A 20,946-nucleotide genomic window follows, 5' to 3' on the forward strand; every position below is an offset into this window, starting at 1 on the left:
TCTGCATGACGCATGCCAGAAGTGTCATGCAGAAGAGTGACCGCGCACTGCACCTGTATCCATCACCGCGCAGATCAAGCGTCCCGGGCGCAGAAGTGGTGGATGCAGTGCGGTCGCGGAGCCCGCCCGGTACAGGGCGGCCGGTTTGCCACGCCCCCCGGTGCGGCGCGGGGCGCCCTCCACCGGCTCGACGAAGCCGGGGGTGGCGAGGACCTTGCGCCGGAAGTTGGGCCGGTCCAGGGGCACGCCCCAGACCGTCTCGTACACCTCCTTGAGGTCCCCCAGCGTGAATTCGGGCGGGCAGAACGCCGTGGCCAGGCAGCTGTATTCGAGCTTCGCGCCGATGCGCTCGCGGGCGTCGGCGAGGATGCCCGCGTGATCGAAGGCCAGCTCGTGCGCCGCGTCCGCGGGCATCCACTGGGCGTGTGCCGCGTCGCCGCCGCCGCGCGGCTCCGGCAGGCCGGGGACGAGCGCGGTGTAGGCGACGGAGACGACCCGCATGCGCGGGTCGCGGTCCGGTTCGCTGTAGGTGCGCAGCTGTTCCAGGTGGAGCGCGGCGGCGGACTGCTGGGAGAGCCCGGTCTCCTCGGCCAGTTCGCGCCGGGCCGCCAGTTCGGCGGACTCCCTGGGCAGGACGAAGCCGCCGGGCAGCGCCCACGCCCCGGCGTAGGGGGCCTGTCCGCGCTGGATCAGCAGGACGTGCAGGCGCCCGTCGCGCACCGTGAAGACGGCCAGGTCGACGGTGACGGCGAACGGCGCGAAGGCGTACGGATCGTAGCCGTCGGGCACCTGTGCGCCGGTCATCGCTTCTCCGGAAGGGGATCGGTGAAGCCCCAGCCCTCGGCGAGCAGCGCGTCCACGGCGGCGACCGCGGTCGCGAGCCGCTCCTCGTGCGGTCCGCCGAGGGTGACGAACCGCCGCCCGGTGCGGGCGAGTTCCGTGCGGAAGCGTTGCGTCATCCAGGGCCGCAGGTGTTCGCCGTCGCGCAGCCCGTCATCCTCGAAGGGCACGCGCGCGTGGTCGGTGAGCAGCCACAGGTGCTGGGCGCCCCGGGCGGCGATCCGGGCGACGTCGGCGTTGGGGCCGCCCAGGTAGCGCTCGTGCCAGATCGTGGTGGCGAAGGCGTCGGTGTCGCAGAACAGCACGGGCGAGCCCGCGCCGGCCGCCGCGTCCTCGTTGTCGGTCTGCCGCTGGGCGATCAGGGGGAACTCCCCCGTGGCGAAGGTGACGTCCGCCCAGTCCGCGTCCGGCCGCTCGGCGCGCAGCGCGGCCAGCTTCCGCTCGCTGAACTCCCGCCCGTACTCCGGTACGTATTGGGTCCGCGCCCAGACTCCGCCGCGCGCCCGGTAGTGCTCGGTGAGCGCCCGCGCCATGGTCGTGGTCCCGGTGGACTCGGCGCCCAGCACGACCACACGGCGGGCGAGGGCCGCCCGTACGGGCGGCTCAAGGCAGTCCCAGCGGCCGACGGGGTCCGCCCGTACGGCGGTCGCCGACACAGGGAAGGCGGTGCGCTGCGGGTCGACGCACACGGAGTCCGCGCCGAAGCGCCGGGCGAGCTCGTCGCCGTACGCCTCGGAGGTGAAGACGGCGTCGACGGGGGCGGGCACGGCGGCCAGGAAGACCGCCATGTGCGCGTCCCACACGTCGGGGTCGGTGGTGTCGACCGGGATGTCGTCGACGGCGCCGACGACATCGGCGTCCGGGTGCACGGCGCGCATCCACGCCACCCGGTCCGCGAGCGGAACGGATTCGGCGGACGAGGCGCACACCAGGACGGTGAGCCGCTCGCAGCGGCTCTGCGCGGTGCGGACGAGATGGTGGTGGCCGGCGTGCGGCGGATAGAACTTCCCGAGCACCAGCGCGTGCTTGTACGTCGTCGCGTGCGTCGTCTTGGGCGTCGTCATGTGCGTCGTCATGCCACCGCCTCCGCGACCCGGGACCGGCGCGCGGCCAGATCGCGGCGCCAGTTGCGCAGACCCATGACGCAGAGCGCCATGAAGCCGACGTACAGCAGGGAGGTGAGGTAGAGCCCCTTGTAGGCGTAGAGCGGGACGTACACCACGTCGGCGGCGATCCACAGCCACCACGACTCGACGCGCTTCCTGCACTGCCCGTACGTCGCGGTCAGGGACAGCGCGGTCGTCAGGGCGTCCCAGAAGGGGACGGTCGAGTCGGTCGCGCGGTCGAGGACGAGCGCCAGAGCGAGTGTCCCCACCGCCCCCGCCGCCAGCAGCCAAGTCCACTCGGTGCGGCTCGTGCGCCGTACCGGGAGGGCCGTGGAGCCTGGTCCACCCCCGTGGGTCCAGGTCCACCAGCCGTAGGCGGCGAGGGTGATGAAGACGACCTGCAGGCCGGCGTCGGCGTACAGGCCCGCCTGGGTGAACAGCAGGATGAAGAGAAGGTTGTTGGCAATGCCGATCGGCCAGTTGGCGAGGTGCTGGCGGGCCACGAGCCAGACGCAGAGCGCCCCGCTGCCGAAGCCGAGGACCTCGGTCCAGCTCACCGGGGTGTCCAGGACGGTCACCAACGGCTGCTGGAGTGGTTCGAGTATGTCTGCGAGACTCACGCCCGCCCCCTTAATGGTCACGGTGACTATAAAGGGAGTGCGGCGTGCGGCACAAGCGGCAACCGCAACGGAAAAGGCCCCCGGCCGGTTCCTGTACGTACAGGAACCGGCCGGGGGCCTCAGAGCCTCGCGGCTCGGCGGAAGGGTGTGGCCTAGAAGGCTGCTGAAAATCTTGTTGAGGGGGCTGTCCGGCCGTGGGCCGGGTGGCCCTCTTTGTTATGGGGTGGCCGGGATGAGGGTCCAAGTGCCGTTGACTCGGGTGAGTCCGAGTTTGATCAGTCGGCGGAGGTTGAGTGCGGCGGCGCGGTGGTGGAGGGCGATGTTGTTGGCGATGACGCCTCGGTGGCGGACGCGGCGGTGGCCGTGGGCGACGAGCCAGGCGATGGCGCGTTCGACCGGGGGCCGCCAGCGGCGGTACTCCTCCTGCCAGGTGGTGTCGGTGGCGGCCTGGTGCCGGGCGGCGGCGAGGAGTGCGTGCTGGGCGTGGACGTTGAGGGCGCGTCCGGTCTTGGAGGTCGTGCAGCGTTCCCGCAGCGGGCAGCCGGCGCACTGGCGCTTGAACTGGGCCGTCCGGTTGCCGTCGGCTTTGACGCGGCCCAGGTTCGCGGTGTTGCCGGCCGGGCAGGTCACCGTGCCGGCCTCGGTGTCGACGTGGAAGTCGTCGATGGTGAAGCCGCCGGGGACGGTCTGCCGCAGCGGTGGCGGTTTGATCACCGCTGTGTGGCCGGCCTCGGTGAGTTGTTCGCGCAGGGCGCCGGTGCCGTAGGCGGCGTCCCCGAGCACGGTCAGTGTCTGGCCGTCGGCAGTGTCCTCGTCGGCCAGCAGGTCGAGCGCGACGGCGGCTTCGTGGTTGCCGGGGCCGTGGCCGCTGGTCAGGGCGACGGCGGTGAACAGTCCGGCCTCGGGCTCGAAGGAGACGTGTCCCCGGAAGCCCTCCTGGTGGCGGGTGCGGTTCTTGTGGATGTGCCGGGCGTCGGGGTCGACAGTGGACACGGTGCGGTCGGGCACGGTGCCCCGGGTGATGCGCCAGCGTCCGTCGGATCCGTCGGAGTCCTCGGCGGGCTCCACGTCCTGCCCGGCGACCAGGGCGAGCAGGCCCATCGCGTTCGCCGCTCTCTCGCCCAGCTCGCGTTCGGGCAGACGGCCCAGGAGGTTGAGGGCGTCGGTGACCAAGGCGTCCACCAGCGCGGCCCGGGCCGCCCCGTCGTTCCAGGCGATCTTCGGTTTGCCCGGGTCGGTGTAGTCGTGGGCGGTGCACCACTGTCCGGCGACCGTGACGGCGCCGGGGACCTCGCGGATCACCCGGCGGATCGCCGAGACGATCTGGGTGACGGTGTCCTGGGTGGCCACAGCGTCGTCCAGGACGGTGGAGTCCAGCGCCCGCCGCGTCCTGCCCTTCAGCACCCCGGTCGCGGCCACGACCTCTTTGACCTTGGTAAAGATCCGCGTCGGGTCGCCGGAGCGGGCAAGCCGACGCCGGAAGTAGGTCAGCAACGACGGATCGAAGGCCATGTCGTGCAGGCCCAGCCCGCAAGCCGCCTTCCACCGCAGATCACAGCGGAGTTCCTGGACCGACTCGAAGTCCGACAGCCCGGTCAGGGACTGCAGCACCACCGTCGAGGCCAGCACCTGCGGCGGCAGCGACGGCCGCCCGTTGGCCGACGGGTACATGTCCGCGAAGAACTCCGCAGGGAACAACGCCTCCCGGTACTCGGCCAGGAACGCGTACACGCTCCCTGCCGGGATCAACTCCCGGCAGGTCTCCCACACATCCGGCCCGACCGGCTCCCCGGCCCATTCCCCCTGCATGCCTACAAGGCTGGCCCCGGACCTGCCGGCCCGGGGCCAGAACGCAAAAGATTTTCAGCAGCCTTCTAGAGGCCGACTTCCTTCATCAGCATGCCGACCTCGGTGTTGGTGAGGCGGCGCAGCCAGCCGGACTTCTGGTCACCGAGCGGGATCGGCCCGAAGGACGTCCGCACGAGCTTCTCGACCGGGAAACCGGCCTCGGAGAGCATGCGGCGCACGATGTGCTTGCGGCCCTCGTGGAGGGTCACCTCGACCAGGTAGTTCTTGCCGACGTTCTCGACGACACGGAAGTGGTCGGCGCGGGCGTACCCGTCCTCCAGCTCGATGCCGTCCTTGAGGCGCTTGCCCAGGTCGCGCGGGAGCGGTCCCTGGATCGCGGCGAGGTACGTCTTCTTCACGCCGTACTTCGGGTGGGTCAACCGGTGGGACAGCTCGCCGTGGTTGGTGAGCAGGATGATGCCCTCGGTCTCGGTGTCGAGCCGGCCCACGTGGAAGAGACGCGTCTCACGGTTGTTGACGTAGTCGCCGAGGTTCTGGCGGCCGTCCGGGTCGCCCATTGTCGCGACGACGCCCGCGGGCTTGTTCAGCGCGAAGAAGAGGTGCGACTGGGTGGAGACCGTCAGGCCGTCGACCTTGACCTCGTCCTTGTGCACGTCGACGCGCTTGCCCTGCTCGGTGACAACCTCGCCGTTCACCTCGACACGGCGGCGCTCGATCAGCTCCTCGCAGGCGCGGCGCGATCCCATGCCGGCGCGGGCGAGGACCTTCTGCAGGCGCTCACCCTCCTGCTCGGCTCCGGGGTGCGTACGAGGCGTCTGGACCAGCGGCTTGTCGTGCCGCTCGCGGTTGCGCTCCTCGATCTTGGCGTCGAGCTCACGCGGGCGGGCCGGGGTGGTGCGGGAGCCGCGAATGGGGCCGCCACCGATCCGGTTGCCGCTCTGCGGGGTCTTGGGACCGCCCTTGGCACCGCCGCGCGCGGAGGCACCGCGACCGCTGCCGGCCTGGGGTCCGCTGCGGCTGCCGCCGGAGGGAGCGCCACCACGGCCACCGGACTGCGGGCCGCCACGGCCCCTGTCGCCACCGGACGGGGCGCCACCACGACCACCGGACTGCGGGGCGCCACGGCCTCGCTCGCCACCGGAGGGAGCACCGCCGCGACCACGCTCGCCGCCGGACGGAGCGCCGCCGCGACCCCGCTCGCCACCGGATGAGGCACCACCGCGGCCACCGCCGGAAGGAGCGCCACCACGGCCACCGGACTGCGGGGCGCCACGGCCCCTGTCGCCACCGGACGGGGCGCCACCACGGCCGCCACCTCCGCTGCGCGGGGCCGCGCCGCGGCCACCGCCACCGGCGCTGCCGCCGCCCCTGCGGCTGTCACTGTCGGAGGAACCGGCACCGCCGACGTCGTAGCGGCGCTCCTCCGGGCGGGGGCGGTCGATACGGCCCTGCTTGTCGTCGCGACCGCCGCCCGCACCCCGCTTGCTCCGGTCGTTGCCGCTGCTTCCGCTGTTCCTGCCGCTGCTTTGCATCAAAAATCCGTCTTGTCGTCTGCGTCGGTGTCCGGGGCGTCCGGATCGAACGACGGCACACCCTCTTGTGTCTCGGCCTCGATCGCATCCGCCTCGGGGAGGAAGGGCGCGAGCTCCGGGAGCTCGTCCAGGCCACGCAGGCCCATCCGCTCCAGAAAGTAGTTCGTCGTCCTGTACAGGATCGCACCTGTTTCGGGTTCCGCGCCCGCCTCCTCGATCAGACCCCGCTGGAGGAGGGTCCGCATCACGCCGTCGCAGTTCACCCCGCGTACAGCGGAGACCCTTGATCGACTGACCGGACCGCGGTACGCGACGACCGCCAGCGTCTCCAGGGCGGCCTGGGTGAGCCGGGCGTGCTGTCCGTCGAGCACGAAGGCCTCGACCGCCGCCGCGTACTGCGGCCGGGTGTAGAACCGCCACCCGCCGGCGACCAGCCGCAGCTCGAAGCCGCGCCTCTGTTCGGCGTACTCGTCGGCCAGCTCGCGCAGCGCGTCGGCGACGGCTCGGCGGGGCCGTTCCAGCACCTTGGCGAGATGTTCCTCGGTCGCGGGCTCGTCGACGACCATGAGGACCGCCTCCAGGGCCGGCCCGAGGTCGAGATCCGCGACCGTACCGGGCTCGCTCACGCCTTCTCCTCCACCAGTTGGTCGAACTCGTCCGTCACCACGGGCTGCGCAGCCTCCCCGCCCGTCCACCGCACCATGAGCTCCCCCAGCGCCTCCTCCTGATCCAGGACGACGGCCTTCTCCCGGTAGAGCTCCAGGAGAGCCAGGAAGCGGGCGACGATGGTGAGGGTGTCGGGGGCGTCCTCGGTGAGCGTCGCGAAGCTCGCTTCGCCGAGTTCCCGCAGCCGCGCGACGACCATGTCCGCCTGTTCCCGCACGGAGACCAGCGGGGCGTGGATGTGGTCGACGTACACCTGCGGCTCGGCCCTGGGCTGCATCGCCTTCACTGCGAGCCTGGCGAAGCCGTCGGGGCCGATGCTGATGACGACGTCGGGCAGCAGCGCGGCGTGGTGCGGTTCGAGGCCGACCGTGCGCGGGTAGCGGCGGCCCTCGGCCTCCAGACGCTCACTGAAGATGTCGGCGATCTGCTTGTACGCGCGGTACTGGAGCAGTCGCGCGAACAGCAGGTCCCGCGCTTCGAGGAGCGCGAGATCCCCCTCGTCCTCCACCTCGGCGGTGGGCAGCAGCCGCGCGGCCTTCAGATCGAGCAGGGTGGCGGCGACGACAAGGAACTCGGTGGTCTGGTCGAGGTCCCAGTCCGGGCCCATGGCACGGATGTGCACCATGAATTCGTCGGTGACCTTCGACAGCGCGACCTCGGTGACATCGAGCTTGTGCTTCGAGATGAGCTGGAGCAGCAGATCGAAGGGGCCCTCGAAGTTCACCAGCCGAACGGTGAACCGCCCGTCGCCGGGCTCGGCGGGCACGGCCGGACCGGGCACCACCGGCTCGGCAGCTACCGGCGGACCGGCGGTGGACGCTCCGGATGCCGACGGACCGGCGGTCGGCGCTGCTGGCTCCGGCTCGACGGGGACGACGGGCCCGTCCCGCTCGGGCGGATCCGCCCCCGGGGTCACGCCGTCGAGCGGCGCCCCCGGCGGACAGAGCGGACCGACCACGCCAGGACCGCCCCCCAGACGGCGGCGGGGGACGCCGACGGGCTCGGCGGGGTCAGTGGGCGACATCGCGGTCCAGAGTGCGGGAAGAGACGGACAGAGGTAGCGCGCAGGCTACCTCCGGGCCGGTCAGCGCCCGCGCAGGCGCCGTACGAGAATGCTCGCGTCGCCGCGCGACTCCAGGTCCGCGAGGACCACAGCGACCGCCTCACGGACGATCCGCCCGCGGTCCACGGCGAGCCCGTGCTCGCCGCGCAGTACCAGCCGCGCGTGTTCGAGGTCCATCAGTTCCTCGGCCGAGACATAGACCGTGATCTTCTCGTCGTGGCGTTCGCGCCCGGTCGGCCGCCGGTTCGCCCCGCGCCCGCCGCGTCGCCGCGGCTGACCGCCGGACGGCTGCCCGGCGGACCGCTGCTGCTGCGCCTGCTGCTGGCTCTCCTGCTGACGCCGGGCCTGAGCGGCGGCCTGATCGGCGTCCGCGGCCCGGCTGCGATGCCCGGCCGACTCCGCGTCGGCCGCCGCGTGCTCCGCGCCGCCACCGGCCCGGGAGGGCGAGGACGACGGCGCGTCGGACTGCTCGGCCGCGGAGTCGCTCTCCCCCGCCGGCGCCGGCACCCGCGGCTCACCGTTGGACGGCCGCCTCGCGGACGAACCCTGCAGCGCCATGCCCCCGGTCGTGCGGAACAGTTCGTCGGCGCCCGGCAGACTCACTCGGCGTGACACCGGGCGAGCACCTCCCTGGCAAGCTGACGGTAAGCGGCCGCACCGACCGAATTGGAGGCGTACGTCGTGATCGGCTCACCGGCGACCGTGGTCTCCGGGAAGCGGACGGTCCGTCCGATCACCGTGTGGTACACGTATTCGTCGAAGGCCTCGACCACTCGGGCGAGCACCTCACGGCTGTGGACCGTACGGGAGTCGTACATCGTGGCGAGGATGCCGTCCAGCTCCAGGTCGGGGTTGAGCCGCTCCTGGACCTTCTCGATCGTCTCCGTGAGCAGCGCCACACCGCGCAGTGCGAAGAACTCGCACTCCAGCGGCACGATCACCCGGTGAGCGGCCGTCAGCGCGTTGACGGTGAGCAGGCCGAGTGAGGGCTGACAGTCGATCACGATGTAGTCGTAGTCGGCCATCAGCGGCTTGAGCGCCCGCTGGAGCGTGGACTCGCGAGCCACCTCGCTCACCAGCTGAACCTCGGCGGCCGAGAGGTCGATATTGCTCGGCAGCAGGTCCATGTTGGGCACCGCGGTCTTCAGGAGCACGTCGTCGGCCGACATTCCCCGCTCCATGAGCAGGTTGTAGACCGTGAGGTCGAGCTCCATCGGGTTCACGCCGAGACCGACCGACAGGGCGCCCTGCGGGTCGAAGTCGACCAGCAGCACCCGTCGTCCGTACTCCGCGAGAGCCGCACCCAGATTGATGGTCGACGTCGTCTTGCCGACGCCGCCCTTCTGGTTGCACATGGCGATGATCTGCGCGGGACCGTGAGAGGTCAGCGGACCGGGGATCGGGAAGTACGGCAGCGGCCGTCCGGTCGGGCCGATGCGCTCGCGGCGCTGACGGGCAGCGTCGGGGGCGAGGGTGGCCGCGTACTCGGGGTCGGGTTCGTATTCGGCATCGGGATCGTAGAAGTGCCCTTCGGGCACCTCGTCGAAATCGGCGAAGCGTGTGGTGGATTTGTCGCCACTCTGGTCGCCGGCCATGGCGTTCACGTGTAGGCCGTCCATGCTCTGGTGGGCTGTCGTCATGTGCTGATGGTTGGCGAAGGTGCGGACAGCGACGGAGCCGACAGCCTCGAGCCCCGATGGGCCCTGGCCCCGTGCAGGCATTCCTGGCTGACCACCCCCGGGAGTAAATGTCGACTCATTCACAAGTCGTCTTACCTCCTTGGACGTGACCAGGAAACTTATCGATAGGTCAGCGTTGCACCATGCCGACGGTTGGCGACTCTATGGCGTGTCACCGGTCCGCAGCAACACAATCCGCCGGACCCGGCCCGCTGTGTCGGCAACCGAACACCCCTCTGTCAAGGGTGCGGGGGCGCGAAACAGGGGCTCGACCCGCGCGTTTCGCGGGTGCGCGAAACGGGTCAAGCGTTACGTTCAAGGCTAGTTGACCGTGTCCACAGAAGTCGTCGAATACACCTCCGGCCGGCCCTTGCACGGCAAGGTCCGGCCGGATGCGCGAGGTTGACGAACCGGGTTGACCGGTCAGCCGAGGAGCGTGCTCAGTTCGACGTGCGGCAGGCCGTGGGCCTCGGCCACCTCACGGTAAATGACCTGGCTGTCATGGGTGTTGAGGCCCTTGGCGAGCGCCGGGTCGCGACGCAGCGCCTCGACCCAGCCGCGGTTCGCGAGCTCCACGATGTACGGCAGCGTGGCGTTGGTCAGCGCGTACGTCGAAGTGTTGGGAACTGCACCCGGCATGTTCGCGACGCAGTAGAAGACCGAGTTGTGGACCATGAAGGTCGGCTCGGCGTGCGTGGTCGGGTGCGAGTCCTCGAAGCAGCCACCCTGATCAATCGCAATGTCGACAAGGACACTTCCGGGCTTCATCTTGGCGACAAGCTCGTTCGTGACGAGCTTCGGGGCCTTCGCGCCGGGGATGAGCACGGCGCCGATGACGAGGTCCGCCTCGACGACGGCCTTCTCCAGTTCGAACGCGTTCGAGACGATGGTCTGCACCTTGGTGCCGAAGATCTTGTCGGCCTCGCGCAGCTTGTTGACGTCACGGTCGAGCAGGGTCACGTGGAAGCCCATGCCGACGGCGATCTGCGTGGCACTCCAGCCGGAGACACCGCCGCCGATAACGACGGCCTTGCCCGCGGCCGTACCGGGGACGCCGCCGGGCAGCACACCGCGGCCGCCGACCGAGCGCATCAGGTGGTACGCGCCGACCTGCGGGGCCAGCCGGCCCGCGACCTCGGACATCGGGGCGAGCAGCGGCAGCGCGCGGTTCGCGGTCTCCACGGTCTCGTACGCGATGGCGGTGGTGCCGGACTCCAGCAGGGCGTCCGTGACGGCACGGCCCGCGGCGAGATGCAGGTAGGTGAAGAGCGTCTGGTCCTTGCGGAGACGGTGGTACTCCTCGGCGATCGGCTCCTTGACCTTCAGGAGCAGCTCGGCGGCAGCCCAGACCTCGTCGGCGGTGGCCAGGATCCGCGCACCGGCGGCGACGTACTCGGCGTCCGTGATCGAGGAGCCGGCACCGGCGTTCTGCTCAATGACCACCTGATGACCGTGGCGCACGAGCTCGTGCACTCCGGCGGGGGTGATGGCCACCCGGAACTCGTTGTTCTTGACCTCGCGGGGGATGCCGACCAGCACGATGGATCACGGTCCTTGGCTCAGGGGATTTATTCGGTCAATGCCACACATACCCAGATACGTAGGGCACGTCCGGGGTACACCGCAGCAACACACGGCGGAGCCAGTCTAATGAAGGATTTCTTGCTGTCTAGCCTTACAAAGCATCAATCTCTCGCCGAACTGCTACGGATTTCGCAGGTAGAACCCCCTTCTTCGAGCAAGGTTTCCGCAGCGCTCCTGTGCAGCCGGGCAGCTGCCGGGTCGCCGAGCCGGTCGAGCGTGTCCGCCAGCCGCAGCTGCAGCGCGGCCCGAAGCCGCACCTCACCGGCCTGCCGCGCCCACTCGACGGCTTCCTGACAGGTACGCATCGATTCCTCGGGACGCCCCGCGTACTCCTGCACCCGGGCCACCTCGCTCAACGCCCTTGCGTAGCCCGCGAGATCACCGAGCCTGCGGTGCCCGGAGGCGGCGGCCCGCCAGTCGCGCAGCGCCTCGCCGTACCGCCCCGCATAGGTGTGCACGGTGCCCAGTCGCCCGTACAGCCGCGCGGCGTCCTCGTGCTCCCCGCGTGCGAGCCGCTGCGCGAGCGCCCGGCCGTACCAGTCCGCACCCCGGGGCCAGTCCCCCAGGTCCTGGTACGCCCCGCCTACGGATTCCATCGCGCGGGCCGTCGCATACGGATCGGCGGCCGCCCGTCCCGCGTCCAATGCCGCCCGGTAGCGCACCAGCGCGTCCCGCGTACGTCCGGTCTGCGCGTCCAGGTCGGCGAGGTTGAGCAGCGCGGCGGCCTGCTCCCGGTGCAGCGAGCACCGCTCGGCCACGGCGAGTACGAGCCGGTGCAGCCCGTACAGCTCGGGGGCCGCGGCCTCGGTGCCCCGGTGCGCCGCCAGCGCCCGCACCAGGGCGGCGACGAGCCGGCGCGCCAGGGTGTCGAGCTCGCCGTCCTCAACCGCGATCCGGGCCGAGGCGAGCAGCGCGTCCTGGCGGATCCGCAGCCACTCGGAAGCGGCGAAGGCGTTGGGGAAGCGCAACGCGCGCGGCAGCCCGGCCATCTTCTTGCGGGCCGGCGAGCCGTCGGGCTCGGTGGTGGCCCGGCAGGACTGGAGCTGGCGCACGGTCCGCTCCAGCATCCTGGCCCGCGCCAGCTGCACCTCGGCGGGCCGGTCCCGGTCCTCCATCAGCGCGCGCAGCAGGGGCGCCAGACAGCCCGGCACCTCGTAGAGCACGCCGTCGCGCCTGAGCAGACCGAGCCCCACGAAGTCGTCCAGCGTCGACTGGGCCGCCGAGACCGAGCAGCCAGCCAGGGCGGACGCGGTGTGTGCGTCGGCGAGGCCGGCGGGCGCGAGGGCGAGCAGGCGCAGTATCCGCGCGGCCGTCTGCGGCAGGGACTCGTACACGAACCGGAAGGAGCGGGCCAGCGGCCTGCTCCCGGTGGGCTGAGCCCTGTCGAAGGGCATGTCGTGCAGCTGCTTCGTCACATCGGCGACCGAGGACTTGGGCCGGACGGCGAGCCAGCCGCCGACCAGTACCAGTGCGGCGGGCTGCCCTCCGCACTCCTCGGCGAGCGCGGCGGCGGCCGTCGGATCGACGGTGACCCGCACCGCGCCCGCGAAACGGGCCAGCAGCTCGACGGCCGCGCCGCTTTCCAGGCCGCCGATGCTGCACGGCCGGACGTCGGGGATCCCGGTCAGCGGCCCCTGCGAAGTGGCGACGACCAGGCAGTCGGAGTTGTCGGGCAGCAGCGGATCGACCTGCTCGGCGTCGACGGCGTCGTCCAGGAGCAGCAGGGTGCGCCGTACGGAGAGTGCCTCGCGGACCATCTCGGACAGCTCGTCCTCGCCGGCCCCCGGCGGCGCCGCGATCCCGAGGTCGTCGAGCAGCGCACGGGCGGTCCGCTCGGTGGGGACACGCTCGCCGCCCGGCGTGGTCAGCCGGGCCCGCAACGCACCGTCCGGATAGGTGTCCGCGAGGCTCGCGGCGAGCGATCCGGCGAGGGCGGTGCGCCCCGAACCGGGACGCCCGGCGATCAGCAGCACACGGGCCCGGGGTGCCTTGCGGCCGGAGATCGTGTCGAGACCGGCACGCTCGATGTCGGCGCGCAGCGCCTTCAGCTCGCGCTGTCTGCCGAAGAATTCACCCGTCGCCCATCCTGCCGCGGAAACCGCCGCCGTGCCGCTGGTGTCCACCGCCTGATCCGTCACGGGCCACGCTCCCGTCCGCCTGCGCACAAGCCCGCCGCGACTGCGGCCGGGAACTCCGAGCGTAGTTCACGCATCGTGACGAACCGGGTTGAGCGCGGCGGGGGGATCCCCCAATCGGATCAGCGTTTTTTCACCAGACTGTTACGCGTCAAAGGGTCGTGCGGGCCAGGGGGCGTCGGCCGGGCGCAGCGTGTCGAGGCCCTCGCCGCCGAGCACGGCGGTGAGCGCGAGGACGCCCACGACCAGGCAGTTGTTGTGCAACTCCCCGGCGAACACGCCCCGTACGAGCTCCGCGAGCGGAACGCGGGCCTGCTCCATGTCGGCCTCTTCCTCCTCGACCTCGAAGCGCTCGCCGTCGGCCTCGGAGAGATCGCGGGCGAGGAAGATCCGTACCGCCTCGTCGCAGCCGCCCGGCGTGGTGAAGATGTCGGTCAGCACCCGCCAGTCCTCGGCCTTGACGTGCGCCTCCTCGTAGAGCTCGCGCTGCGCCGCGTGCAGCGGGTTCTCGCCGGGGACGTCGAGCAGTCCCGCGGGGATCTCCCAGAGCTTGTGGCGTACGGGGTGGCGGTACTGACGGATGACCAGGACACGCCCGGAGTCGTCGAGGGCGAGAATCGCGACGGAGCCGGGGTGGACCTGGTAGTCGCGGCGCACCACAGCGCCGCCGGGCATGACCACATCGTCCGTACGGACACTGGTCTTGTTCCCCGTGAAGGGGGTGGTGGTCGCGGTGACCCGCCACTCCTCGGGAGTGTCCTCGATGGCCATGTACATCCTCCAAGCAAACGAAAACCGGGGTACGGGTCTCCCAAAAAGACCCGTACCCCGGAACCGTATCGCCTGCTGACTACTCGCCCGCCTTGCCCGTCCTGCGCTCCACGGCGGCCTTGACCAGGCCCGCGAAGAGCGGGTGCGGGCGCGTCGGACGCGAGCGGAGCTCCGGGTGCGCCTGGGTGCCGACCAGGAAGGGGTGGATCTCCCGCGGGTACTCGACGTACTCGACGAGCTTGTTGTCCGGGGAGGTGCCGGAGAAGACCAGGCCGGCCTTCTTCTCCAGCTCCGCGCGGTAGGCGTTGTTCACCTCGTAGCGGTGGCGGTGGCGCTCCTCGACGTACGGCAGGTCCTCGTACGCCTCACGGACGATTGAGCCCTCGGCGAGCTTCGCCGGGTACAGGCCCAGGCGCATGGTGCCGCCCAGGTCCCCCGCGCCCTCGACGTACGCCAGCTGCTCCTCCATGGTGGAGATCACCGGGTGGCCGGTGGCGGCGTCGAACTCGGTGGAGTTGGCGTCGGGGATGTCCGCGAGGTTGCGCGCGGCCTCGATGACGATGCACTGCAGACCCAGGCACAGGCCGAGCAGCGGGATCTTGTTCTCCCGGGCGTAGGTGATCGTGCCGACCTTGCCGTCGACCCCGCGGTCGCCGAATCCGCCGGGCACGCAGATCGCGTCGACGTCGGCGAGTTCCTTCGCGGCCCCCGCCGGGGTCTTGCAGTCGTCGGAAGCGACCCACTTGACCTTGACGCGGGCCTTGTTGGCGAAGCCGCCCGCGCGGATCGCCTCGGTGACCGAGAGGTACGCGTCGGGCAGGTCGATGTACTTGCCGACGAGCGCCACGGTGATCTCGTGGTCCGGGTTGTGGACGCGGTCGAGCAGGTCGTCCCAGGTCCGCCAGTCCACGTCACGGAACGGCAGGTCGAGCTTGCGCACGACGTAGGCGTCCAGTCCCTCGGTGTGCAGCACCTTGGGAATGTCGTAGATCGACTTGGCGTCCTTGCAGGCCACGACCGCGGACTCGTCGACGTCGCACATCAGCGAGATCTTGCGCTTGATGGACAGAGGTACGTCACGGTCGGCGCGCAGCACGATGGCGTCCGGCTGGATACCGATGGCGCGCAGGGCCGCCACCGAGTGCTGGGTCGGCTTGGTCTTCAGCTCACCGGCCGGGCCGATGTAGGGCAGCAGTGAGATGTGCACCACAAAGACGTTGTCGCGGCCGACCTCGTGGCGGACCTGACGGACCGTCTCCAGGAACGGCAGCGACTCAATGTCGCCGACCGTGCCGCCGACCTCGGTGATGACGACGTCGACGTCGTCGGTCGCCATGCGCCGGATGCGGTGCTTGATCTCGTTGGTGATGTGCGGGATGACCTGGACGGTGTCGCCCAGGTACTCGCCGCGGCGCTCCTTGGCGATGACCGTGGAGTAGACCTGGCCGGTGGTGACGTTGGCCGAGCCGTCGAGGTCGACGTCGAGGAACCGCTCGTAGTGGCCGATGTCCAGGTCGGTCTCGGCGCCGTCGTTGGTGACGAACACCTCACCGTGCTGGAAGGGGTTCATCGTGCCGGGGTCGACGTTCAGGTAGGGGTCGAGCTTCTGCATGGTGACCCGAAGGCCCCGCGCCTTGAGCAGCGCGCCCAGACTGGAAGCCGTAAGGCCCTTGCCGAGGGAGGAAGCGACACCCCCGGTGACGAAGATGTGCTTGGTCGTCATGGATTTGGGCGGCATCGCCAAGAGGGGGCTCCCGTGGTCGCGAGGTGAGGGTGCGTACCGGCAGCCGGCCCGGGATTTCGGGAGGCGCCGTCGCTGCGGTCGGGGGTTCTCTGCCCACCGGTCCACGGGGTACCAGGGTATCAGCGACGAGGCGAGGACGCGTCCGGCCACACGCCGGACCCCGTTCGACCCGCCTCTCACCTGCCGCTCACCCGTTCGGCGGACCCGCGTTGCCGAGACGGTCGCGCAGATCACCGAGGTGCGTCGTATCCTGCTCGGACACATCGCTGCGAGCCGGCCGGCGAAGGCACCATCACCGCCCGCTCCCGGGACCGAACGAGCTCGTCGAAGATCCCCTGACCGCACGTGCCCCACGGGGGCAGCAGCGGCCGTTCGACTGGAGATTGCACGTGGCCGGGCGCATCGAGGACTACGCACTTATCGGAGACATGCAGACAGCGGCGCTGGTCTGCAGGGACGGCTCGGTCGACTGGCTGTGTCTCCCCCGCTTCGACTCCCATGCCGTATTTGCCGGACTTCTCGGCACCGAGGAACACGGATTCTGGCGGGTCGGCCCGGCGCACGCGGCCGACGCCGGACCACCTGCGGCGACCCGCCGCAGCTATCGCGGGGACTCACTGATCCTCGAATCGGAGTGGGACACCCCGCGCGGCACGGTCAGAGTGACCGATTTCATGCCGCCACGCGACGGCGCGCCCCAGCTGATCAGGATTGTGGAGGGCGTCAGCGGCCGGGTGCCCATGCGCTCCGCGCTGCGGATGCGTTTCAGTTACGGGCGTGTGGTGCCCTGGGTCCGCAAGGTCGACGAGCGCACCGTCGCCGTCGCAGGACCCGACTCGGTGTGGCTGGATTCGGACACCGAGACCTACGGCAAGAACCTCACGACGTACTCCGACTTCACCGTCGCACCCGGTGACCGGATCGCCTTCACCATCAGCTGGCAGCCCTCCCACAAGGAGGCGCCGTCGCTGCCCGAGCCCGAGGCCGCGCTGGAGGCCACGGCCGAATTCTGGCGCGACTGGGTGGAGCACTGTACGTACCACGGGCCCTATCGCGAGGCCGTGGTCCGCTCACTGATCACCCTGAAGGCGCTCACCTACGCCCCGACGGGCGGCATCGTCGCCGCGCCGACGACCTCACTGCCGGAGGACATCGGCGGCTCCCGCAACTGGGACTACCGCTACACCTGGCTGCGCGACGCCGCGATCACCCTGTCGTCGCTGCTGCGCACCGGCTACCGCGAGGAGGCGCGGGCCTGGCGCGAGTGGCTGCTGCGCGCGGTCGCGGGCGACCCGGAAAATCTGCAGATCATGTACGGGATCGCGGGCGAGCGGGAGCTGGGCGAGGCCGAGCTGGACTGGCTGCCGGGGTACGAGAATTCGGGTCCGGTCCGGGTGGGCAACGGCGCGGCGGGCCAGTTGCAGCTGGATGTGTACGGCGAGGTGACCGAAGCGCTGCACCTGGCCCATATGACGGGCCTGGCGCGCAACGACTACGCCGCGCTGCTCCAGCTCAAGCTGATCCGCTATCTGGAGGACCACTGGGACCAGCCCGACGAGGGCATCTGGGAGGTGCGCGGCCCGCGCCGCCACTTCGTGCACTCCAAGGTGATGGCCTGGGTCGCCGTCGACCGCACGATCAAGCTGATCGAGTCGGGCGACGCGGACGGCCCGATCGAGAAGTGGCGCGATCTGCGCGACGACATCCATCGCGATGTGTGCGAGAAGGGGTACGACCCGGAGCGCAACACCTTCACCCAGTCCTACGGCTCGAAGGAGCTGGACGCCTCCCTGCTGCTCATTCCGCAGATGGGTTTCCTGCCGCCCGACGACAAGCGGGTCATCGGCACCATTGAGGCGATCCAGCGGGAGCTGTCCACGGAGGACGGTTTCGTACTGCGCTACCCGACCTCCGGTGACGACGCGGGGGTGGACGGCCTGGAGGGCGACGAGGGCGCCTTCCTCGCGTGTTCGTTCTGGCTCGCCGACGACCTGGCGATGATCGGCCGGGTCGACGAGGCCCGGATTCTCTTCGAGAAGCTGCTGGACCTGCGCAACGACCTGGGGCTGCTCGCCGAGGAGTGGGACTCCAAGCTGCAGCGCCAGGTGGGCAACTTCCCGCAGGCGTTCAGCCATGTGCCGCTGATCGACACGGCCCTGCGGCTGACCGCGAGCGGAGCGTACGGCGGCTGAGCCCTCGGGGTTCCGGGAGCGACCCGCCCGCGTGACATACACCACACGAGGCAGGCGGTCGCTCAAACCCCTCGCGGGGACGACGAGTTGTCGGGTCAAGGGGCGGCAGGATCCGCCCCTTGACCGCGGGGTGATGGTCCTTGGACACGCACCCGAGTAGCGTCCGCCGAATGGACACTCAGGGCGGCATCACCGTGCAACGGGCACTTGAGCTGCCAGGACTCCACGGCGGGCTGCCCGAGGTCGTCGCGGGCGCCGACCGGCTGAACCGCACAGTGCGCTGGGTGCACGCCGGTGAGGTCCCGAACATCGCCTCGCTCCTCAAGGGCGGCGAACTGCTGCTCACGACCGGCCTCGGCCTCGGGACCCGCCCCGCCGAGCAGCGCGCCTTCGTCCGCAGGCTCGCGGAGCGCCAGATCGCGGCACTGGTGGTGGAGCTGGGGCCGCGCTTCAACCGGCTGCCGTCGACGATCGTGGACACCGCGCGGGCGGCTGGGCTGCCGCTCGTACAGCTGCACCGCGAAGTGGCCTTCGTGTCCGTGACCGAAGAGATCCACACCGAGATCGTCAACGGGCACTACACACTGCTGAGGCGTGCCGAGGAGGTCCACCTGCGGTGTACGCAGGCGCTGCTCGGCGGCGGTGGTATCCCGCAGGTCCTCGGTATCCTCGCGGACTTCACCGCCAACCCGGTGTTCCTGGAGACGGCGGACGGTCAGCTGCTGTACGCGGCCGGGCCCGGGGCCGGTGACGCGGGCGCCGACCCGTTGCAGGTCTGGGAGGGGCTGCGCGGCCAGCGGGAGGCGCGCGAGGAGGGGCCGCCCGCGAACGGCGTGCTGGTGGACGTGCCGGGCGGCGGGCACGGCGCGGGCGCCGTACGGGCCAGGATCGCCCTGCTCGCGGTGTCCGCCCCTCTCCTGCCCGTGCACCGGATCGCGGCGGAACGGGCCGCCGGGATTCTCGCGGTCGTCCTGATGCAGGCGCGCCAGGAGGAGGAGCTCGCGGCCCGCGGGCGCGGCGACTTCCTGACGGACCTGGCGCAGGGGCGCATCAGCGCCGAGGACGCCCCCGCGCAGGCCAGGGTGCTCGGCTTCAAGCCGGGCGACGGGCCGCTGCTGCCGGTGGTGATGCGGCTCGCGGCCGAGCTGTCGCCGACGGGCAACTGGGCGGTGCTGGCGCGGGCCGTCCTGGAGGAGCTGTCGGCGGTGGGTGTGCCGGTGCTCCTTGGCGTACGTCCCGTGGAGGGCCGGGTGCCGCTGCTGCTCGGCCTGCGCACCGAATCCGAACGCACCGCGGTGGCCGACCGGGTCGCGGCGGCGCTGCGGGCCGGGGTGGAGCGGGCCGGCCTCGGGCGCTCGGGCGGCATTCCGCCGGTCGTGGTCGTCGGCGTCGCGGGCAACTGGGCGGCGGCGTCCGCGGGTCTGCGGCACGCCGCGGAGACGGCGACGGCGGCGGAAGGTCTCTCCGAGCGGCCCTGGTACGACGCACGGCGCCTGGACATCGACCTGCTCCTGTGGCGCCTGCGCGAGCACCCGGACCTGGCGGCCTTCGTGGACCGGGCGATCGGCCCGCTCCGCGACCACGACCGGACGTCACGCCCGCCGTTGCTGCCCACGCTGCAGACGTATCTCGCACACGCGGGGCGCAAGGCGGAAACGGCACGTGAGCTGCACCTGAACCGCCAGACGCTCTACAACCGGCTGGCACGCATCTCGGAGCTGCTGGGCACCGACCTGGACGACCCCCAGACCGTCCTGGCCCTGAGCCTGGCGCTACGGGCCCGCAGGCACACGGCTTAGCGTCAGCCCGGCCGGAAGCGGGTGGGCCGGGAACCAAGCCGCGCAGGCACCATCACGCCGGCCGGCCCAGACCGACGTCGGAGGGTTTGCAGCGGCTGATGGATCTGACGTCGGTGCGGGTACGGGTGCACACTCCACGGCCGCGCATTCATCACCGCACCTCAGCCGACCAGCTCGTCAACCGATCAGCACCCCACCCGATCAGCCCGTCAACTCGTCGTACACGCTCAACACCTGCGTGACGGTCTCGTCCTCGGTCGGCCAGGTAGCCGCCTGCGCCCGCCCCGCGTCCCCGAGCCACTGGCACCGCGCGGGATCCGCCAGCAACCGCACAACAGCCCCCGCGAGGGCCTCCGTGTCCCCGTAAGCGACGAGTTCGGCCGCGTCACCCACCAGCTCGGGCACCCCGCCGACCGCCGTGGCGACCAGCGGCACACCCGCCCGCAGAGCCTCCTGCGCGAGGACGGAACGCGCCTCCCACCGGCTGGACAACACCGCGATGTCGGCGACGGCCAGCAGCTCGGCAATGTCCTCACGGTGCCCGATGAGCCTGACGGGCAGCGCCTCGGCCTCGATCCGACGCTGAAGCCCGCCCCGCTCACGGCCCTCTCCGGCGATGACCAGCAGCGGTACCGGATCGAGATCGCGCCACGCACGGGCCGCGTCCAGCAGGGCTCCGTATCCCCGGTGCCGCACGAGGCTCCCGACGGCCATGATCAACGGTCGGTCGACGGCGCCCAGTTCGGCACGCGCCTTGCTCTCGTGGGCGTTCACCGGCGGGCGTGGCGCGGGCACGGTGACCGGCGCGAGCCGCGCATCGCGCGCCCCCCGGTTGCGGGCCCGGTCGACGAGATCGGACGACGTCCCGAGCACGATGGCGGCGGCCTTGGCGGCCCTGCGCTCCAGCAGGCGTACGAAATGCCCGCGCGCGCCCTCGGCGTGCGCCCGGCTGTGCCAGGTGACGACCAGGGGAACGCGCCGCCCCCTCAACGCCAGCGCGGCCCGCACGGCGGCGTGGAGCCCGTGCGCGTGCACGACGTCCGCCCCGACGCAGGCCGCGCGCAGCGTGCCGACGGCCGCGGGGTCGCTGCGCCCGGCCACGGATACGAAGTTGGCTCCGGCGCCGACGAAGTCATAGGTGCGCTCAAGCTCGGCGGGGGCGCACACGGTGACCCGTACGCCCCGTGCGACGAGCCCGGCGGCCAGCGACCTGACGTGCGTGCTGCTGCCCGCGCTGCCACCGCCCAGCACTTGGACAGCGCACAACGGCGACTGGCCGTACGGCGGAATCGGCGGGGTGCTGCTCACGGTGGTCGGAGCTCCTGAGTGGGCGTCGGACAGTGGAAAGGGGGGTGTGACGTACTGCGCCAAGAATGCCAGTCCGCACGCGCGTTCCGGCACCGCGG

The 20,946-nt window shown here is 71.2% G+C and carries 16 protein-coding genes; 2 read left to right on the forward strand and 14 right to left on the reverse strand.

Annotation, left to right across the window (positions count from 1 at the left end; genetic code table 11):
* Positions 1–24 precede the first annotated feature (24 nt).
* The 13 genes from ABCR94_RS21725 to pyrG form a co-directional block, all read right to left on the reverse strand.
* A complete protein-coding gene (locus ABCR94_RS21725; RefSeq protein WP_347121319.1) occupies positions 25–804 on the reverse strand; it encodes an NUDIX hydrolase in 780 nt (259 codons plus the stop codon).
* Positions 801–1,916, reverse strand: coding sequence for an AAA family ATPase (locus ABCR94_RS21730; RefSeq protein ID WP_347121321.1), 1,116 nt, complete (start codon positions 1,914–1,916; stop codon positions 801–803). The genes ABCR94_RS21725 and ABCR94_RS21730 overlap by 4 nt, the downstream gene beginning before the upstream one ends.
* On the reverse strand, positions 1,913–2,566 hold the full coding sequence (gene pnuC / locus ABCR94_RS21735) for a nicotinamide riboside transporter PnuC (RefSeq protein WP_347121322.1): 654 nt from the start codon (positions 2,564–2,566) through the stop codon (positions 1,913–1,915). Before pnuC ends, ABCR94_RS21730 begins: the two co-directional genes overlap by 4 nt.
* A 216-nt stretch (positions 2,567–2,782) precedes the next feature.
* Positions 2,783–4,375, reverse strand: coding sequence for an IS1182 family transposase (locus tag ABCR94_RS21740; RefSeq protein WP_347118091.1), 1,593 nt, complete (start codon positions 4,373–4,375; stop codon positions 2,783–2,785).
* Positions 4,376–4,440: 65 nt separating this feature from the next.
* The gene (locus ABCR94_RS21745) at positions 4,441–5,907 is read right to left on the reverse strand and encodes a pseudouridine synthase (protein WP_347121323.1); all 1,467 of its coding nucleotides are present in this window, start codon (positions 5,905–5,907) and stop codon (positions 4,441–4,443) included.
* Complete coding sequence (scpB, locus tag ABCR94_RS21750) at positions 5,907–6,533, reverse strand: SMC-Scp complex subunit ScpB (protein ID WP_347121325.1); 627 nt, start codon at positions 6,531–6,533, stop codon at positions 5,907–5,909. The genes ABCR94_RS21745 and scpB overlap by 1 nt, the downstream gene beginning before the upstream one ends.
* Positions 6,530–7,597, reverse strand: a complete 1,068-nt coding sequence (locus ABCR94_RS21755; protein ID WP_347121327.1) for a segregation/condensation protein A — start codon at positions 7,595–7,597, stop codon at positions 6,530–6,532. Before ABCR94_RS21755 ends, scpB begins: the two co-directional genes overlap by 4 nt.
* 60 nt (positions 7,598–7,657) lie before the next feature.
* On the reverse strand, positions 7,658–8,251 hold the full coding sequence (locus ABCR94_RS21760; protein ID WP_347121328.1) for a hypothetical protein: 594 nt from the start codon (positions 8,249–8,251) through the stop codon (positions 7,658–7,660).
* Positions 8,236–9,357, reverse strand: a complete 1,122-nt coding sequence (locus tag ABCR94_RS21765) for a ParA family protein (RefSeq protein ID WP_347121330.1) — start codon at positions 9,355–9,357, stop codon at positions 8,236–8,238. Before ABCR94_RS21765 ends, ABCR94_RS21760 begins: the two co-directional genes overlap by 16 nt.
* A 381-nt stretch (positions 9,358–9,738) precedes the next feature.
* On the reverse strand, positions 9,739–10,854 hold the full coding sequence (gene ald, locus ABCR94_RS21770; RefSeq protein ID WP_347121332.1) for an alanine dehydrogenase: 1,116 nt from the start codon (positions 10,852–10,854) through the stop codon (positions 9,739–9,741).
* A gap of 146 nt (positions 10,855–11,000) precedes the next feature.
* On the reverse strand, positions 11,001–13,037 hold the full coding sequence (locus ABCR94_RS21775; RefSeq protein WP_347121334.1) for a tetratricopeptide repeat protein: 2,037 nt from the start codon (positions 13,035–13,037) through the stop codon (positions 11,001–11,003).
* Between the two features lie 141 nt (positions 13,038–13,178).
* Positions 13,179–13,805, reverse strand: a complete 627-nt coding sequence (locus ABCR94_RS21780; RefSeq protein WP_347121336.1) for an NUDIX domain-containing protein — start codon at positions 13,803–13,805, stop codon at positions 13,179–13,181.
* A 79-nt stretch (positions 13,806–13,884) separates the two neighbouring features.
* A complete protein-coding gene (gene pyrG / locus ABCR94_RS21785; protein ID WP_347121337.1) occupies positions 13,885–15,543 on the reverse strand; it encodes a CTP synthase in 1,659 nt (552 codons plus the stop codon).
* Between the two features lie 395 nt (positions 15,544–15,938).
* Between pyrG and ABCR94_RS21790 the strand changes: the two genes are divergently transcribed.
* Positions 15,939–17,741 carry a glycoside hydrolase family 15 protein gene (locus tag ABCR94_RS21790; protein WP_347121338.1) on the forward strand — a complete coding sequence of 601 codons (1,803 nt, stop codon included), beginning with the start codon at positions 15,939–15,941 and terminating at the stop codon, positions 17,739–17,741.
* 170 nt (positions 17,742–17,911) lie between these two features.
* Positions 17,912–19,540, forward strand: a complete 1,629-nt coding sequence (locus ABCR94_RS21795) for a PucR family transcriptional regulator (RefSeq protein ID WP_347121340.1) — start codon at positions 17,912–17,914, stop codon at positions 19,538–19,540.
* Between the two features lie 201 nt (positions 19,541–19,741).
* Here the strand turns inward: ABCR94_RS21795 and ABCR94_RS21800 are convergent, their stop codons facing one another.
* Entirely contained in the window at positions 19,742–20,848 is a 1,107-nt protein-coding gene (locus ABCR94_RS21800) for a glycosyltransferase family 4 protein (RefSeq protein WP_347121342.1), read from the reverse strand.
* Positions 20,849–20,946: the final 98 nt, after the last annotated feature.

This window comes from Streptomyces changchenzhani (genome assembly GCF_039766235.1).
Lineage (GTDB): Bacteria > Actinomycetota > Actinomycetes > Streptomycetales > Streptomycetaceae > Streptomyces.

What these genes read in the sequence shown, in the direction of transcription:
- ABCR94_RS21725 (WP_347121319.1), bottom strand. Translation starts at nt 804, where the DNA reads ATGACCGGCGCACAGGTGCCCGACGGCTACGATCCGTACGCCTTCGCG.
- ABCR94_RS21730 (WP_347121321.1), bottom strand. Translation starts at nt 1,916, where the DNA reads ATGACGACGCACATGACGACGCCCAAGACGACGCACGCGACGACGTAC.
- ABCR94_RS21740 (WP_347118091.1), bottom strand. Translation starts at nt 4,375, where the DNA reads ATGCAGGGGGAATGGGCCGGGGAGCCGGTCGGGCCGGATGTGTGGGAG.
- ABCR94_RS21745 (WP_347121323.1), bottom strand. Translation starts at nt 5,907, where the DNA reads ATGCAAAGCAGCGGCAGGAACAGCGGAAGCAGCGGCAACGACCGGAGC.
- ABCR94_RS21755 (WP_347121327.1), bottom strand. Translation starts at nt 7,597, where the DNA reads ATGTCGCCCACTGACCCCGCCGAGCCCGTCGGCGTCCCCCGCCGCCGT.
- ABCR94_RS21765 (WP_347121330.1), bottom strand. Translation starts at nt 9,357, where the DNA reads ATGCCTGCACGGGGCCAGGGCCCATCGGGGCTCGAGGCTGTCGGCTCC.
- ABCR94_RS21780 (WP_347121336.1), bottom strand. Translation starts at nt 13,805, where the DNA reads ATGGCCATCGAGGACACTCCCGAGGAGTGGCGGGTCACCGCGACCACC.
- pyrG (WP_347121337.1), bottom strand. Translation starts at nt 15,543, where the DNA reads ATGCCGCCCAAATCCATGACGACCAAGCACATCTTCGTCACCGGGGGT.
- ABCR94_RS21795 (WP_347121340.1), top strand. Translation starts at nt 17,912, where the DNA reads ATGGACACTCAGGGCGGCATCACCGTGCAACGGGCACTTGAGCTGCCA.